The 16,364-nt window shown below is 70.3% G+C and carries 12 protein-coding genes; 7 read left to right on the plus strand and 5 right to left on the minus strand.

Going from position 1 to position 16,364, the window contains the following annotated elements:
• Window positions 1-43: 43 nt before the first annotated feature.
• Window positions 44-1,564 carry an adenylyl-sulfate kinase gene (cysC, locus tag D456_RS0113555; protein WP_026115846.1) on the minus strand — a complete coding sequence of 507 codons (1,521 nt, stop codon included), beginning with the start codon at window positions 1,562-1,564 and terminating at the stop codon, window positions 44-46.
• Between the two features lie 356 nt (window positions 1,565-1,920).
• Here cysC and mfd point away from each other — a divergent pair, with 356 nt between their 5' ends.
• Window positions 1,921-5,517 carry a transcription-repair coupling factor gene (gene mfd / locus D456_RS0113560; protein ID WP_017576726.1) on the plus strand — a complete coding sequence of 1,199 codons (3,597 nt, stop codon included), beginning with the start codon at window positions 1,921-1,923 and terminating at the stop codon, window positions 5,515-5,517.
• Between the two features lie 180 nt (window positions 5,518-5,697).
• Here the strand turns inward: mfd and D456_RS0113565 are convergent, their stop codons facing one another.
• On the minus strand, window positions 5,698-7,380 hold the full coding sequence (locus tag D456_RS0113565) for a cell division protein PerM (RefSeq protein WP_040699277.1): 1,683 nt from the start codon (window positions 7,378-7,380) through the stop codon (window positions 5,698-5,700).
• A 121-nt stretch (window positions 7,381-7,501) separates the two neighbouring features.
• Between D456_RS0113565 and D456_RS0113570 the strand changes: the two genes are divergently transcribed.
• The gene (locus D456_RS0113570) at window positions 7,502-8,002 is read left to right on the plus strand and encodes a DUF1707 SHOCT-like domain-containing protein (RefSeq protein WP_026115848.1); all 501 of its coding nucleotides are present in this window, start codon (window positions 7,502-7,504) and stop codon (window positions 8,000-8,002) included.
• Between the two features lie 64 nt (window positions 8,003-8,066).
• Here D456_RS0113570 and sucD read toward each other — a convergent pair whose 3' ends face one another.
• From sucD to D456_RS0113585, 3 genes are all read right to left on the minus strand, one after another.
• Complete coding sequence (gene sucD, locus D456_RS0113575; RefSeq protein ID WP_017576728.1) at window positions 8,067-8,945, minus strand: succinate--CoA ligase subunit alpha; 879 nt, start codon at window positions 8,943-8,945, stop codon at window positions 8,067-8,069.
• Between the two features lie 13 nt (window positions 8,946-8,958).
• On the minus strand, window positions 8,959-10,140 hold the full coding sequence (gene sucC / locus D456_RS0113580; protein ID WP_017576729.1) for an ADP-forming succinate--CoA ligase subunit beta: 1,182 nt from the start codon (window positions 10,138-10,140) through the stop codon (window positions 8,959-8,961).
• A 400-nt stretch (window positions 10,141-10,540) separates the two neighbouring features.
• A complete protein-coding gene (locus D456_RS0113585) occupies window positions 10,541-10,951 on the minus strand; it encodes a cobalamin B12-binding domain-containing protein (RefSeq protein WP_026115849.1) in 411 nt (136 codons plus the stop codon).
• A 148-nt stretch (window positions 10,952-11,099) separates the two neighbouring features.
• On the opposite strand from D456_RS0113585, the gene D456_RS24185 reads away from it, so the two are divergent.
• From D456_RS24185 to D456_RS0113610, 5 genes are all read left to right on the plus strand, one after another.
• Window positions 11,100-11,462: a hypothetical protein gene (locus D456_RS24185; protein WP_017576731.1), complete on the plus strand. Its 363-nt coding sequence runs from the start codon at window positions 11,100-11,102 to the stop codon at window positions 11,460-11,462.
• Between the two features lie 60 nt (window positions 11,463-11,522).
• Window positions 11,523-13,061 carry an AlkA N-terminal domain-containing protein gene (locus D456_RS0113595; RefSeq protein ID WP_017576732.1) on the plus strand — a complete coding sequence of 513 codons (1,539 nt, stop codon included), beginning with the start codon at window positions 11,523-11,525 and terminating at the stop codon, window positions 13,059-13,061.
• Entirely contained in the window at window positions 13,058-13,642 is a 585-nt protein-coding gene (locus D456_RS0113600) for a methylated-DNA--[protein]-cysteine S-methyltransferase (protein WP_017576733.1), read from the plus strand. The genes D456_RS0113595 and D456_RS0113600 overlap by 4 nt, the downstream gene beginning before the upstream one ends.
• A gap of 148 nt (window positions 13,643-13,790) precedes the next feature.
• A complete protein-coding gene (locus D456_RS0113605) occupies window positions 13,791-14,855 on the plus strand; it encodes a M23 family metallopeptidase (protein ID WP_017576734.1) in 1,065 nt (354 codons plus the stop codon).
• 279 nt (window positions 14,856-15,134) lie between these two features.
• Entirely contained in the window at window positions 15,135-16,187 is a 1,053-nt protein-coding gene (locus tag D456_RS0113610) for a M23 family metallopeptidase (protein ID WP_017576735.1), read from the plus strand.
• Window positions 16,188-16,364: the final 177 nt, after the last annotated feature.

The following is a 16,364-nucleotide window of genomic DNA, read 5'->3' on the forward strand; positions in this document are numbered from 1 at the left end:
GTTCCGTCCTCGGCCCGGGGGCCGTCGTCCGTCCGGTTCCCACTCAATGCGGCAGCCACCCGCCCTCGCGCAGGGCGGACAGGACCTCGGCCACCGACTCGGCCGGATCGGTGCCGGTGGTGTCCACGACCAGTTCCGGTCCGACCGGGGTCTCGTACGGGTCGGAGACCCCGGTGAACTCGGGGATCCGCCCCGCACGTGCCTCGGCGTACAGCCCCTTGCGGTCGCGGGCCTCACACACCTCCAAGGGGGTGGCCACGTGCACGAGGAAGAAGTCGCCGAACTCCTCCACCATCGCCTGCACCTCGGCCCGGCCGGCCTCGTAGGGAGCGATGGGCGCACACACCGCCACCCCTCCGTGCCGGGTGATCTCCGATGCCACGTAACCGATCCGTCGGATGTTGAGTTCACGGTCCTCGCGGGAGAACGTCAGCCCCTTGGACAGCAGGCGCCGGACCACGTCGCCGTCGAGCAGGGTCACGGTACGGCCCGAACGGCGGATGCCGTCGCAGACCCCGCGCGCGATCGTGGACTTGCCCGAGCCCGACAGGCCCGACAGCAGCACCGTCAGGCCGCGGCGGGTACGGGCCGGGCGCAGGCGGGCCATCTCGGAGGCCACCCGCGCCGGGGTGAACCAGGGCGGGAGCTCGCGCCCGTGCGCCAGTTCGGTCTCGACCTCGTCGTCGGTGAGCTCGGCGCGGGCGGCCCCCTCGGGGACCTCCTCGGCCGGCGCCCACAGCTGAGCGTCCTCGTCGAAACGCCAGGGACCGGGCACGACGTACTCGGCCCCGCCCTCGGCCGCCTCCGGTTCCGTACCGCCCTCCACGATCACGTGCGTGGCACCGTAGGCAGCGGCCACGTGCGCGGCCAGGCCGGTCTGGCGCGGGGTCCAGCGACCGCCGAAGCCGGGGCCGGACCGGTCCCTGGGAAGGGTGAGGGCCACGAAGACCGTGCGGGGCGGCAGGAGCGGTTCGGCCGCCAGCACCGCGGCGGCCGTGTTCTCGTCCAGCAGCCCCGTGTCGATCAGGACCAGAACCTCCGCGCGTCCCAACTCCTCCGCACACGTACGGATCTGGTGCAGGACCCGGTGGTGCAGCGGCCGGTCGGTCACCACAGCCATCAGCGGCCGGTCCGGGAAGGGGCCGACCTCGTGCTGTCCGCGTACCTCGGCGGGGGTCGGACGCAGCTCGCGCAGAACTCCGTACATGGGCGGACGCACCAGCTCCACCTCGCCGGCGGCGAACCGTCTCCCGTCCTCCTCCGTCCACTGCTCGGAGACCTGCAGTTCCGCCAGGGGCGCACTCTCGGGATCGGTCAGGAGCACACGCTCGGCCCCGGCGAGGGAATCGGGTACCCCCAAAGTGACCGGAACCGGCCACACACGCCCGTCCGGCAGGCGGCCGTGGCGCTCCACCGAGTCGGCCTCGGCCCGGGTCATGAACCCGGAGAGCGGACACGCCCCGCTCAGGACGAGTTCCAGGTGCGCAAGGGCCTCCGGGCCGGGGGCCAAGGTGGGCACCCCCGCCCCGCCGGTCTCCTCGGACACGCTGTCCTCTCTCACCACGTGTGTCCTCTCCCAGCAGCTCGACGGAAACGGACCCAAGCGTATGCCGACACCCCCTACCCGCGTTCTCCGCGTTCCCAACAGAGGAATACCCGCAGCTCATCGACGGTTCTGACCAGAGCGGGACCGCGACGGCAGACCTGCGGCCCGTGTCGCGGAGAGCGCGGGGACACCGCCGACGGCCTCCGGAGGGTCCGCCGACAGCTCTGTCCACAGGACCGCCGCGCGGGCAGGCCGATCCGGATAAGCTGGAAGGAGCCGGGCGGCCTCCACGCACATCTCTTCGCACAGCCGTCCCGTTTCCTCGGGCCGCGACCACCCGCCCGTCAGCCGGACCACTCCCACTTTCTGGTGCTATGAGCCTCTTTGGACTTCTCGCCGACGTCGTCAAGGACCCGGCGCTGCACAGCGCGATCGAAACCGCCCGTCGCGACGACGAGCCCCACCTCGACCTCGTCGCCCCAGCGGCGCTGCGACCCTTCACGGCCGCAGCTCTGGCCGCCGACGCCCCCGAGGGCGCCGGACGCCCCCTGCTGGCGGTGACTGCGACCGAGCGGGAAGCCGCCGACCTCACCGACGCGCTGAGCTCGCTACTGCCCGAGAACTCCGTCGCACTCTTCCCCGCATGGGAAACCCTCCCCCACGAGCGCCTCTCCCCCCGTTCCGACACCGTCGGCCGGCGCCTGGCCGTACTACGCCGCCTGGCCCACCCCGACCCGGACGACCCGCTCACCGCGCCCCTGCGTGTGGTCGTCGCACCGATCCGCAGCGTCCTGCAGCCGCTCGTGGGCGGCCTCGGCGACCTCGAACCCGTACGTGTGCGCCCCAACGACGAAAAGCCCATGGAAGAGGTCGTGGACGCCCTCGCCGACGCCGGCTACGCCCGTGTCGACCTCGTCGAGAAACGCGGGGACATGGCCGTGCGCGGAGGCATCCTCGACGTCTTCCCGCCCACCGAGGAACACCCGCTGAGGCTGGATTTCTGGGGCGACACCGTCGAGGAGATCCGCTACTTCCAGGTCGCCGACCAGCGCTCCATCACCCCCGCCGCCGACGGCATCGGCGACGCGGCCTCCGGCCTTTTCGCCCCGCCCTGCCGCGAACTCCTGCTCACCGACACCGTGCGCTCGCGCGCCCGCGCCCTCACCGAGCAGCACCCCTCGCTCGCCGAGGTCCTCGGCAAGATGGCCGACGGCGTCGCGGTCGAGGGCATGGAGGCCTTCGCCCCGGTCCTCGCCGACCGCATGGAACCCCTACTGGCCCATCTGCCCGAGAACGCGATGGTGGTGGGCTGCGACCCCGAACGCATCCGCACCCGCGCCCTCGAACTCGAAGCCACCAGCGCCGAGTTCCTCGACGCCTCCTGGATCAACGCCGCTTCCGGCGGGGAAGCCCCCATCGACCTGGGCGGCTCGGCGTACATGTCCATCTCCGAGCTGCGCACCACCGCCGCCGAGGCCGGACTGCCCTGGTGGGGGCTAACCCCCTTCACCAGTGCCGACACCTCCGTCACCGAGGAGGACGACGCCGTCACCATCGGCGCCGCAGCAGCCGACTCCTACCGCGGCGACACCGAACGCGCCCTCGCCGACATCAAGGGCTGGCTGCACGACAGCTGGAGCGTCGTGCTCGTCACCCAAGGACACGGGCCCGCAGAACGGCTCGTGTCCATGCTCCGCGACGCAGGGCTCGGGGCCCACCACACCGAGGACCTCACCGAGCCCCCGCGCCCGGCCGTCGCCACTGTCACCACCGGGCTCGTGGACCACGGGTTCCTGCTGCGGACCGTGCAGACCGTCGTACTCACCGAGACCGACCTGGCCGGTCAGAAGTCCTCCACCCGCGACATGCGGCGCATGCCCAGTCGGCGCAAGGGCACCATCGACCCGCTCCAGCTCAAGCCCGGCGACTACGTCGTGCACGAACAGCACGGGGTCGGCCGCTACCTCGAGATGGTCAGCCGCCAGATCCAGGGCGCCACCCGCGAGTACCTGCTCATCGAGTACGCGCCCTCCAAACGCGGCCAGCCCGGCGACCGCCTCTTCGTCCCCACCGAACAGCTCGGCGAGGTCACCCGCTACGTCGGCGGCGAGGCACCCACCCTGTCCAAGATGGGCGGCGCCGAGTGGAACAAGGCCAAGAGCCGCGCCCGCAAGGTCGTCCGGGAGATCGCCGGCGACCTCATCCGCCTCTACTCCGCACGCCAGGCCTCCCCCGGGCACGCCTTCGGGCCCGACACACCCTGGCAGCGCGAGCTCGAGGACGCCTTCCCGTACGTGGAGACCCCCGATCAGCTCGCCGCCATCGAGGAGGTCAAGGCGGACATGGGCAAGAGCGTGCCCATGGACCGCCTCATCTGCGGCGACGTCGGCTACGGCAAGACCGAGGTGGCCGTGCGTGCGGCCTTCAAGGCCGTGCAGGAAGGCAAGCAGGTCGCGGTGCTGGTACCCACCACCCTGCTGGTCCAGCAGCACATGTCCACCTTCGCCGAGCGCTACGCCTCCTTCCCCGTCAGCGTGAAACCGCTCTCGCGCTTCCAGACCGACGGCGAGGTCGAAGCGACCCGCGAGGGCCTGCGCACCGGCGAGGTCGACATCGTCATCGGCACCCACCGGCTGCTGTCCTCCGAGACCCGCTTCAAGGAACTGGGCCTGGTCGTCATCGACGAGGAGCAGCGCTTCGGCGTCGAACACAAGGAGGAGCTCAAGCGGCTGCGCACCCAGGTCGACGTGCTCGCCATGTCCGCCACACCCATCCCCCGCACCCTGGAGATGGGGATGACCGGCATCCGTGAGATGACCACGATCCTCACCCCGCCCGAGGAACGCCACCCCGTGCTGACCTTCGTCGGGCCCTACGAGGAGAAACAGATCGCCGCCGCGATCCGCCGCGAACTCATGCGCGAGGGCCAGGTCTTCTTCGTGCACAACCGCGTCTCCTCCATCGAGAAGGTCACGGCGAGCCTGCGCAGGCTCGTGCCCGAGGCACGCATCGCCTACGCCCACGGCCAGATGAACGAGCAACAGCTCGAGAAGGTCATGGTCGACTTCTGGGAGAAGAACTACGACGTGCTGGTCTCCACCACGATCGTGGAGTCCGGGCTCGACGTGCCCAACGCCAACACCCTCATCATCGACCGCGCCGACACCTACGGCCTCTCCCAGCTCCACCAGCTGCGCGGGCGAGTCGGACGCGGACGCGAGCGCGCCTACGCCTACTTCCTGTACCCGCCGGAGCGGCCGCTGTCCGAGACCGCCTACGAACGGCTGGCGACCGTGGCCCAGCACACCGAGACCGGTGCGGGCATGTACGTAGCCATGAAGGACCTGGAGATCCGCGGCGCCGGAAACATCCTGGGCGCCGAACAGTCCGGGACCATCGCCGGGGTGGGCTTCGACCTGTACGTGCGGATGGTCGGCGAGGCCGTCGCCGAGCTCAAGGGCGACCCGGCCGCGGCCGAGGAGACCACCGAAGCCAAGGTCGAACTGCCCGTCAACGCCCACATCCCGCACGACTACGTACCCGGGGAACGGCTGCGGCTGCAGTCCTACAAGCGGATCGCCAGCGTGGGCAGCGAGGAGGACATCCACGCCGCCCACGAGGAACTCAGCGACCGGTACGGGACCCCGCCGCAACCGGTGGACAACCTCATGGCGGTCGCGCGTTTCCGGGTGCTGGCGACCGCCGCCGGGCTCAGCGACGTCACGTTGCAGGGCAACCAGATCCGCTTCTCCGGGCCCGCCGTCGCCGACCTGCGGGAATCGCAGGAACTGCGGCTGCGGCGCATGTACCCGAAGACGGTCGTGAAGGAGGCCACGAAGACCCTGCTGGTGCCCGCGCCCAAGGCCGGAGGGCTCGGCGGCAAGCCGCTGCGCGACCTCGAGCTCTTGAAGTGGTGCACCGACTTCGTGTCCGCGATCTTCGAACCGGACCTCAGTCCCGCACAGGGGTGAGCGCGCCCCGGCCCCCGGCCCCGGACGGGCAGGCCCTCGACCGGAGGCCCCTTCCCGTACCTGGCCTGGGGCGCCGGAGCACGTGCCCTCCGGCATGCTTCCGCCCCGGGGCCCGGAAAGGGGAGACGGACGGCCCCGCCCCGGGCACCCCACGAGGCGTACGTGCAGAGCTCGGGCGGGTCAGTCCTCCGGGGGATCCTGCGCCTCGTAGGTGATGCCGAACAGGTCGTCACCCTCGTCCTCGGCCGGGCGGCGCTTCCACCAGCGCCCGCCGCGCATGCGCCGCTCGGCCTTCTCGGTCCTGCGGTGCGAACGCAGTTCCGCGCGCGCCTCCCGCCGTGCGGAGCGCTCCACGGCACGGTCGCGCCGGTGGCCCTCCCGGTTGCGGCGCTGTTCCTCACGGCTCTCGGCAGCACCGGGTGCGTCGTCCGCCCCGGTCCCGCGACCGGACCCGGGACCCTGCGGGGCGTCCTCCGTACGCCGGGGCAGCGTGGTGACCGTGGCCAGCCCCTCCCCCACCGGCACGGGCGGGGAGGGCTCGGGCGGGGAGGGTTCGGGCGCGGCCCGTTCCTCGGACGGCCCGGCGCCGGACCCGGGACCGGTGGCGCTCTTGCGGCCGCGTGCGATCTCCCGGGCGTTCGGAGAGCCGGGTTCGACCCCGGCCAGACGGAGCTTGCGGCTGTACCACCAGTTGGCGATCCAGGCGGCCACGGCAGCGGACACACCGATCTCCAGCACCGCGACGAGACCGACCTGCCACACCGAGGGCCCCACCCCTGCCAGCCGTACAGCACCCAGGGAACCCCCGGTGACCAGAGCCGACACCGCCATGGTGAGACCGGCGGCGATCCCGCAGACGAACCCCCACAGCGGTGCGGCCTCACTCACCACGTCGGGGGCGCTGCGCTGGGTCAGTACCCCACCCAGGACCCCGGCGAGGAACGGCACCGCCAACGCCCCGAGCGACAGCACCGGTGCGGGGCCGTTCTCCGGAATCGCGGCGAGCATGGGGAACAGCGGCAGCGGCCCCACCGCCACCCCGGTGGGAGCGACGACGGTCATCTCCCCCAACGCGAAGCCCGGACCGAGGCAGTAGCTGGCCGCGTACACGACCGCGTTCGGCAGGTAGGCCAACTGGATCAGCAACAGCAACGCCCCGCCCACGATCCCGGGGCCGAGGGCGCTCGTGGTGTCGATGACGTCGGGCATGCTCACCATCAACCCGGCCAGGAAGAGCAGCAGTCCGCCCAGCACGAGCGTCCCGGTCGAGGCCAGCGCACCCACCAGGAGAGAGCGCACCCGAGGCGGCATCAGGTCCGCAAGGGCACCGGCAGTGACCTCCTTGTCCCGCATGAGCTGGCGCAACGCCCCGAACCCGCCGGCGACGAAGGCGATCACGAACCCCATGACGAGCGCCCACGGCATACTCGGCTCGACGGCCTCGGTACGGGCCAGCAGCGCCAACGTGCCCGCGATCGCGGCGTAGGGGCCGGCGAGGGCGACGGCGGCCCGGTGCACGTGGCGCAGGCGCGCGATCTCGCAGTTGCGTGCCAGCCACCGCCCGGCCCGGTACAGGAGGATCCCCGGGAGCAGGACCAACCCCAGGGGCAGCAGGGAGACCTGGGCACTCTCGGTCCCGAACGGTACGAGATGGCCCACGAGCCAGGCCAGGACGGCTCCCTGCAACAGTTCGGCGATCTCGTCGGCGAAGGCGTCGTGCGGGGCGGCCACCCAGCCGGCGATGGTCAGGGTGATCAGCGCCGCGAGTCCGATACCTGCGGCGGATGCGGCGGCCACACCACCGGTGGAGTAGACGGGGCGCGGCAGTTCGGCGTGGTCGGGGGGTGATCCTGGCGTACTCACCCGACTTATGCTGCCAGGCACCGGAATGCGCCAGGGGACCCTGTGCTCGCGTGTCGCCCGTGGGGAACGGCACCCGGGTCGGGTACGTCATACAGGAGAAGCCCCTCCCGAAGGACCCGCCATGAGTGACCCGCGCTATCTCATCTCCGACGCCGAACGCGACGAGGCGCTCCGTCACCTGCGCACGGCCCTGGAGGAGGGCCGGCTCTCCGTGCACGAGCACGGACAGCGCACGCAGGAGACCTTGCAGGCCCGCACCAACGAGGACCTGCGGCCACTCTTCGGTGATCTGCCCCCGCAGCTCTGGCCGGACACGGTCGGGCAGTCACCGGCGCCCGCCGTCACCACTTCCTCCACACCCACCACAGAAGGCACGCCCCATCCCAGGAGACGGGACGACGACGAGGACGATGACGATGACGATGACAGCATGAGCTTCGGCTCGGCAGCCGCGGTCAGCGGGTTCTTGTTCTTCGTCTGGGGCCTGCCCGCGATGGTCAGCGGCAGCACCGCTTCGTTCCTGGTCTTCCTCGGGGTTCTCCTCGTGTTCGTTCTCGGGCCGGCCGCCACCCGGATCGCCCGCTCGTTCCGCGCCCGGCACCGCGGTGTCGAAGGCCCCTGAAAAGGCGACGGCCCCGCCGCGCGGACCACAGGGGTCGCGGGGCGGGGCCGTACGCGGAACGGTTCTAGAACTGCTCGCGCGCCAGCTGAGCGGTCTCGCTCGGGGTCTTGCCGACCTTGACGCCGACAGCTTCCAGGGCCTCCTTCTTGGCGGAAGCCGTGCCCGAGGAGCCGGAGACGATGGCGCCGGCGTGGCCCATGGTCTTGCCCTCCGGGGCGGTGAAGCCCGCGACGTAGCCGACGACCGGCTTGGTCACGTTGTCCTTGATGAAGTCGGCCGCACGCTCCTCGGCGTCGCCGCCGATCTCACCGATCATCACGATGACGTCGGTGTCGGGGTCCTCCTGGAACGCCTTCAGAGCATCGATGTGCGTGGTGCCGATGATCGGGTCACCACCGATACCGATGGCCGTGGAGAAGCCGATCTCACGCAGCTCGTACATCATCTGGTAGGTCAGGGTGCCGGACTTGGACACCAGACCGATGCGGCCGGGCTTGGTGATGTCGGCCGGGATGATGCCGGCGTTGGACTCGCCGGGCGTGATGATGCCGGGGCAGTTGGGACCGATGATGCGGGTCTTGTTGCCCTTGGCGCCGGCGTGGGCCCAGAAGGCGGCGGTGTCGTGCACCGGGATGCCCTCGGTGATGACGACGGCCAGGCCGATCTCGGCGTCGATCGCCTCGATGACGGCGCTCTTGGTGAACTTCGGCGGAACGAAGATCACGGTCACGTCGGCACCGGTCTCCTTCATGCCTTCGGCCACGGAGCCGAAGACCGGCACGTCGGTGCCGTCGAAGTCGACGCTCTGGCCCGCCTTGCGCGGGTTCACACCACCGACGATGTTCGTGCCGGAGGCCAGCATGCGACGGGTGTGCTTGGTGCCCTCAGAGCCGGTCATGCCCTGGACCAGCACCTTGCTGTCCTTGTTCAGGAAGATTGCCATGGTTTTTCGTCCCCTACTTCGCCGCGAGCTCGGCGGCCTGAGCGGCGGCGCCGTCCATCGTGTCGACCTGTCGCACGGCCGGGTGAGCGCGCTTGCTGAGGATCTCGCGCCCCAGCTCGGCGTTGTTGCCGTCGAGCCGGACGACCAGCGGCTTACTGACGTCGTCGCCACGCTCCTCGAGCATCTCCAGCGCCTGGACGATGCCGTTCGCGACGGCGTCGCAGGCGGTGATGCCGCCGAAGACGTTGACGAAGACGCTCTTGACGTCGGCGTCGCCGAGAATGATCTCGAGGCCGTTGGCCATGACCTCGGCGGAGGCACCGCCACCGATGTCGAGGAAGTTGGCGGGCGCGACACCACCGTGCTTCTCACCGGCGTAGGCGACCACGTCCAGGGTGGACATGACCAGACCCGCGCCGTTGCCGATGATGCCGACCTGGCCCTCGAGCTTGACGTAGTTCAGGCCCTTGGCCTTGGCGGCGACCTCGAGCGGGTCGCCCTCCTCCGAGGCGGCGAGGCTGTCCAGGTCCTGGCGGAACCCGGCGTTCTCGTCCAGGGTGACCTTGCCGTCGAGGGCGACGACACGGCCGTCCTTGGTCAGGATGAGCGGGTTGACCTCCGCGAGGGTCGCGTCCTTGCCGACGAAGGCGTCCCACAGCTTGGTGACGACCTCGGCAGCGCCCTCGGCGGCGGCCGCGGGCAGCTTGCCCGACTCCACGATCTTGGCGGCCACGTCGGCCGGAGCGCCCTGGAGGGCGTCGATCGAGATCTGGGCGACCGCGTCGGGGTTGGTCTCGGCGACCTCCTCGATCTCCACGCCGCCCTCGGCGGAGCAGATGGAGAGGAAGGTGCGGTTGGCACGGTCGAGCAGGAAGGAGAAGTAGTACTCCTCCTCGATCTCGGAGGCCTCTTCGATGAGGACACGGTGGACCGTGTGGCCCTTGATGTCCATCCCGAGGATCTGCTCGGCCTTGGCCTGAGCGTCCTCGGCGTCGTCGGCGACCTTCACACCGCCGGCCTTGCCGCGACCACCGGTCTTGACCTGCGCCTTGACGACGACGCGGGACTTACCGGCGGCAGCGAACTCCTCAGCGATGGCACGTGCCTCGGCGGCCGTGCTCGCCACCTTCCCCTGGGGTACGGGAACCCCGTACTCTGCGAAGAGTTCCTTCGCCTGGTATTCGAACAGGTCCACGAGGGTCCGTCCTTGTTGCTCGCTGGCTCAGAATGTCTACGGGGGTGGCCTCGTCCGGATCGGCTGTGACCCACTGACACGTGTCACACGACGCCTGCCCCGTAGGGCTGAGCCGTTTACAGAAGATCGAGATCGCCGCGGCGTAGCCACCCGCGACATACGCAAAGTTTAGTCGTTCGGAAAAACCGTGGCGGACACCGGGTCCGGCTTCGCCCCCGCTTCACCCGCCGTAAAAGCGGCACATACGGCTGTGCGGCAGTTCCCACTTGGGAAAATCTGTGACGAGAACCACCGGGAATCACAGCCCCGGGAGTGTTTTCCTCCCGCAAAAGGCCCCCAAATGCGATCTGGGTCACCGGCAGACCGGGCCCGGGAGCAGCATTCCTCCCGGCCACCGGACTCAGGCGGTGTGCATGGGGCGGATGTTCTCCTTCACCCACTCGGCGATGTCCGCGGTGGGAGCCCCGGGGGTGAAGACCTTGGCGACCCCCATCTGCTCCAGGCTCTCGATGTCGCCCTCGGGGATGATGCCGCCGCCGAAGACACGGATGTCGGTGGCGTCGTTCTCCTCGAGCAGCTCCATGACCCGACCGAACATCGTCATGTGGGCGCCCGAGAGCACCGACAGTCCGATCCCGTCGGCGTCCTCCTGGAGCGCGGCGGCCACGATCATCTCCGGACTCTGGCGCAACCCGGTGTAGATGACCTCGACCCCGGCGTCACGCAGGACGCGGGCCACGACCTTGACCCCGCGGTCGTGACCGTCCAGACCCGGTTTGGCGACGACCACACGTGCGGCGCTCTCGACCATGGCAAACCCCTCACGACGGTCCTCCCGCACCCCCGGCCCTCCTTGTGGGAGGCCCGTTCCGGACGCCCGGGAAGAATTGTTCAACACGTCTGCAGGGTAACTCAGCTCACTCGAGTACCCCGGAGGCAGGGACGGGTATCGTCCGACCATGGGAGACAACGAGACCGAGTTCGACCACATCAGCACCGAGAAACTGCACGAGGACGCGGTGGAACTGGCTCGACACCGGTGGGACGTGGGGTTCTTCTGGGAGATCCTGAGAATGCTGCCCGCCGCGGAGGCCGCGGCCGGCCGACAGGAGGCGAGCGAGACCAGCATCGCCCAGCTCTCCGGCCTGCTGTACGAAGCCTTCTCCACCGAGACCGACCCGAAGGTGCAACGAGCCCTGCGTCCGGTCTACATCGACTACCTGCGCGAGCACGGAGCCCTGCCCGGCGGGGAGGCGCAGGAGGCCCCCGGAGAGCGCACCGACGGCCCGGACCGCCCCCCGGAGAACCGCTCCGAACAGTGACGATCCCGCACGAGCGCGATGGCCGGAAACCGCCGGTCCTGTCCTCCCCCATGGGCGATCATGGGGAACGTGCTCGACGACGACCAGCGCTACCGCGCCGTACACAGCCGTGATCCACGCTTCGACGGGGTCTTCTACACGGCTGTGCGCACCACCGGTATCTACTGTCGCCCGAGCTGTCCCGCACAAACACCTCGGCGTGAGAACACCCGGTTCTTCCCGACGGCCGCGGCCGCCCAGGAGGCCGGGTTCCGCGCGTGCAAACGGTGCCGCCCCGACCTGGCGCCGGGATCACCGGAATGGAACAGCCGCGCCGACGTGGTGGGCCGGGCGATGCGCCTGATCCAGGACGGTGCCATCGACCGCACCGGCGTCGATGGGCTCGCCCACGACCTCGGGTACAGCACACGGCAGCTGCGCCGGCTCCTGGTGTCGGAGGTCGGGGCGGGCCCCGTGGCGCTGGCCCGCAGCGAACGCGCCCAGACCGCGCGTGTACTCACCCAGACCACCGACATGCCGTTGACCGACATCGCCTTCGCGGCCGGGTTCGGCAGCGTCCGCCAGTTCAACGAGACGATGCGGGCGGTCCACGGCCGCTCCCCCACCCAGATGCGCACCCAGGGCCGGTCACGGCCCGGCGGGGGTGTCCCCGGCGCGATCACTCTGCGCCTGCCCTACCGTGAACCGATCGACCTGGACGCGATGCTGCGGTTCCTCGGCGACCGCGCCGTGCCCGGTGTGGAGTCCCACGACGGGCGCACCTACCGCCGGGTGCTGCGGTTGCCGGGCGGGCCGGGGACCGTGGAGCTCTCCGCCGGGCCGGGCGGCCCGTACGTCCTGTGCGAGCTGCGACTTACCGACCCCGCCGACATCACCACCGCGGTCCGGCGCTGCCGACGGATGCTGGACCTGGACGCCGACCCCGCAGCCGTCGCCGAGGCCCTGGGCGAGGACCCGCTCCTGGGCGGGCCCGTGCGACGGCACCGGGGGCTCCGTTCACCCGGGCACCCCGACCCGGCCGAACTCGCGGTCCGTGCGGTCCTGGGTCAACAGGTCTCGGTGAAGGCCGCCCGGACCCTGGCCGGCCGCTTGGCCGCCCGGTTCGGCCGACCGCTGCCGGAGGTACCGGCCGACGGTGACGGCAGTGACGGGGGCACAGAGGGAAGGGCCTCGCTGAACAGGGTTTTTCCCTCTCCCGAGACGCTGACCGCGGCCGATCCCACCGATCTGGGCCTACCGGTCTCCCGGGGGCGTGCCCTCGTCGGCCTGGCCGAGGCGATCGCGACGGGCCGCGTGGACCTGGGCCCCGGGACCGACCGCGAGGCGACGGAGCGTGCCCTGGCCGAGCTGTACGGGATCGGCCCCGGGACCGCCGGCTACATCCGGATGCGGGGCCTGGGCGACCCCGACGTGTTCCTCTCCAGGGACCTGGGTGTGCGCGCGGGTCTGGAGGCCCTGGGCGCGCCCGGTGCCCCGGAGGAAGCTGCGGCGCTCGCACACCGTTGGAGCCCGTGGCGTTCCTACGCCACCCACCTGCTCCGGGCCTCCCTCGACGACGGGGAGAGCACCGGAACCACCGACACGAGGAGCCGAGGATGAAGACCGAACAGGACATGCTGCCGCTGGCGGCCATGGACGGGACCGCACACGGCCGACGGGTTCCCGGTACCGATTTCCGGGTGCCCCTGGAGGGACCGACCCGGTACACGCTCATGGACTCCCCGATCGGCGAGCTCACCCTCACCGGCGACGGGGAAGCCCTGACCGGGATCCACACACGGGGCACGGACGACCGGAACCGGACCGTGCAGGAGGGGTGGGTACGCGACGACACCCCGTTCGCCGAGGCGGTGCGGCAGTTGCGGGCCTACTTCGACGGCCGTCTGCGCGACTTCGACCTACCACTGGCCCCGTCGGGGACCGAGTGGCAGCGGACCGTGTGGCGCGCCCTCACGACCGTGCCCTACGGCCGGACCGCGAGCTACGGAGAACTGGCCCGGGATCTGGACCGTCCGGGTTCCTCCCGGGCGGTGGGCTCGGCCAATGGGCGCAACCCGATCAGCATCGTCGTTCCGTGCCACCGGATCATCGGCGCCGACGGCACGTTGACCGGGTATTCGGGCGGCGTGTGGCGCAAGGAACTCCTCCTCGGCCTCGAGACCCGAACGCTCCACGACTGATCGAGCATTCAGAACACAGGGTGACCAAATGGTGCCTGTACAGTGAATGTAGACAACCACCCTTGTCTCCGAAGATTTCGAAGGTTACCTTGCGGTAACGCACGATACCTCCTTCGTGCGTTCACCCCCGAAATCTCCAGGAGAGAACGTGAAACCCGCACATATCCCCCGTCGGGGCCGCAACGGACCTTTCATCCCCCACCGGGCGCGGTCGACGGCCCTCACCCTGACCGCCGCCACAGCCCTGCTCGCCTCCACCGGCAACGCCCAGGCCTCCCCCGTTCCGGCCTCGGTCGACCTCGCCGAAGCCCCCAACGTCGAGATCACCGCGGACCAGGAGGTCGCCTCCGAACTTCCCGTGGAGGTCAGCGGGGTTCCGGCCGAGGACGCTCTGGCCGATGCCGTCGTCGAGGACACACTCGCCGAGTACGGCAGCGGCCTGTCCGCGTTGGACGAGGAGGACCGCGAGGTCCGCGTCGACATCCGTGAGACGGACGGCGAGGCCGCCTTCGGTGTGGCGATCGTGACCGCGGCCATGGGGTCCGAGGACAGCCCGCACGCCTGGCTGTTCACCGCCGAGAACAAGGGCGGATGGACCGTCGGCCTGGAAGGAACCCCCGAGTTCTCCGAGACCATCGCCGGATCCGAGATGATGGAGACCGAGGAGCGGGAGACCATCGCCGCCTCCACCGACCCGGACCGGGTCTCCTCGAGCGAGGTGGTCGGTGTGGGCCTGCCCTTCGAGGTCGGCACGTCGATGATCATGACCACCGGGCCGCACGGCTGGGGCGGTTACGACAGGCCCTACAGTTCCGTCGACTTCGCCGGCGGCAACGGGACCGCCCATGCCTCCCGCGGCGGATACGCCATCAGTCTGTGCAGCGGCTGGACCCGGGTGCTCCACACCAACGGGTTCGCCACGGACTACTACCACCTGGAGGACTACCAGTGGCTGGAGGGCAACGTCCCGACCGGCCGCTACCTCGGCACCCAGGGCAACAGCCTCTGCGCCGGCGGCCACACGACCGGCGCCCACATCCACTACACGCTGAGGGGCTACGACGACCGGAACACCCACTGGCCCGTGGCGCTGCACGGAAGGACCCTGGGCGGCTGGACCTTCGCCGAGGGCGCCGAAGCCTACGGCGGCTACGCCTACCGTGGCAACACCACGGTCTACCCGCAGCAGTCCATGTACAACTACGGCTTCTGACACCGCCCCGCCGGCCTCGACCGGAAGGGCCCGGTGAGTCCGGCCGACGGTGAGGGGCGGGTCTCCCTGGAGGGAGCCTCCGCCCCTTTTCTGCCATCCGGTGCCGTTCCCGTACGCACCGCCGTGGCGGCACGTTCCCGCACGCAGAGTGACGGGGCGGTGCCCACACGACATATGTAGACAACCACCCTTGTTCCCGGAGGTTCCGAAGGCTACGTTGCGGTAACGCACGATACCCCCTTCGTGCGTTCACCCCCGAGAATCCCCCGAGGAGTCCACGTGAGCCCCCACTCCCCCAACACGACCGGCAACCGGTCGTTCATCCCCCACCGGGCGCGGTCGACGGCCCTCACCCTGACCGCCGCCACAGCCCTGCTCGCCTCCACCGGCATCGCCCAGGCCTCCCCCGTTGCGGCCTCGGTCGACCTCGCCGAAGCCCCCAACGTCGAGATCACCGCGGACCAGGAGGTCGCCTCCGAACTTCCCTCGACCGTCGGCGGCGCGGCGTCCGAGGACCTGCTGACCGACGCCGTCGTCGAGGACACACTCGCCGAGTACGGCACCGGTCTGCCTGCGTTGGACGAGGAGGACCGCGAGGTCCGCGTCGACATCCGTGAGACGGACGGCGAGGCCGCCTTCGGCGTGGCGATCGTGACCGCCGCCACGGATTCGGAGGCCGGCGACCCCCAGGCATGGCTGTTCACCAGTGAGTACGACACCGGCGAATGGCTGGTCGGCCTGGAAGGCACCCCCGAGTTCTCGGACATGCTCGCGGACTCGGAACTGATGGACGCCGAACAGCGGGAGACCGTCTCCACGACCACCGACCCCGACCGGGTCTCCTCCTCCCAGTACACGGGGGTGGGCCTGCCCTTCCGGATCGGCACGTCGATGATCATGACGGGAGGCCCGCACGGCGGGGTCGGGCAATCCGTGGACTTCGCCGGCGGCAACGGGACCGCCCACGCCTCCCGCGGCGGATACGCCTACAGCCTGTGCAACGGCTGGACCCGGGTCATCCACGACAACGGTTACTCCACGGACTACTACCACCTGGAGGACTACCAGTGGCTGGAGGGCAACGTCCCGACCGGGCACTACCTCGGCACCCAGGGCAACAGCCTCTGCGCCGGCGGCAGCACGACCGGTGCCCACATCCACTACTCGCTGAGGGCCTACAGCGACCCCAACGCGGCTGGCTGGTTCGTGCCCGTGAACGGTAAGACCCTGGGCGGCTGGACCTTCGTGGAAGGCGCCTCGTACGGCGGTTACGCCTACCGTGGCAACGCCACGGTCTACCCGGGCCAGTGGATGTACAACCACGGTTTCTGACACCGTCCTCCAGCCGGGACCGGAGAGGCCCGGTGAGTCCGGCCGACGGTGAGGGGCGGGTCTCCCGAGGGAGGCCCGCCCCTGTTTCGTCCACTTTCCAGGCACACCCGAACTTGTTTTTCACATGTTCACAAGACACACAAAAAAGAAGAGGGGCCACCCACAACAGGCAACCCC

The sequence above is a fragment of the Nocardiopsis kunsanensis DSM 44524 genome, assembly GCF_000340965.1.
Classification (GTDB): Bacteria; Actinomycetota; Actinomycetes; order Streptosporangiales; family Streptosporangiaceae; genus Nocardiopsis; species Nocardiopsis kunsanensis.

What these genes read in the sequence shown, in the direction of transcription:
- mfd (WP_017576726.1), top strand. Translation starts at nt 1,921, where the DNA reads ATGAGCCTCTTTGGACTTCTCGCCGACGTCGTCAAGGACCCGGCGCTG.
- D456_RS0113570 (WP_026115848.1), top strand. Translation starts at nt 7,502, where the DNA reads ATGAGTGACCCGCGCTATCTCATCTCCGACGCCGAACGCGACGAGGCG.
- sucD (WP_017576728.1), bottom strand. Translation starts at nt 8,945, where the DNA reads ATGGCAATCTTCCTGAACAAGGACAGCAAGGTGCTGGTCCAGGGCATG.
- D456_RS0113585 (WP_026115849.1), bottom strand. Translation starts at nt 10,951, where the DNA reads ATGGTCGAGAGCGCCGCACGTGTGGTCGTCGCCAAACCGGGTCTGGAC.
- D456_RS24185 (WP_017576731.1), top strand. Translation starts at nt 11,100, where the DNA reads ATGGGAGACAACGAGACCGAGTTCGACCACATCAGCACCGAGAAACTG.
- D456_RS0113595 (WP_017576732.1), top strand. Translation starts at nt 11,523, where the DNA reads ATGGGGAACGTGCTCGACGACGACCAGCGCTACCGCGCCGTACACAGC.
- D456_RS0113600 (WP_017576733.1), top strand. Translation starts at nt 13,058, where the DNA reads ATGAAGACCGAACAGGACATGCTGCCGCTGGCGGCCATGGACGGGACC.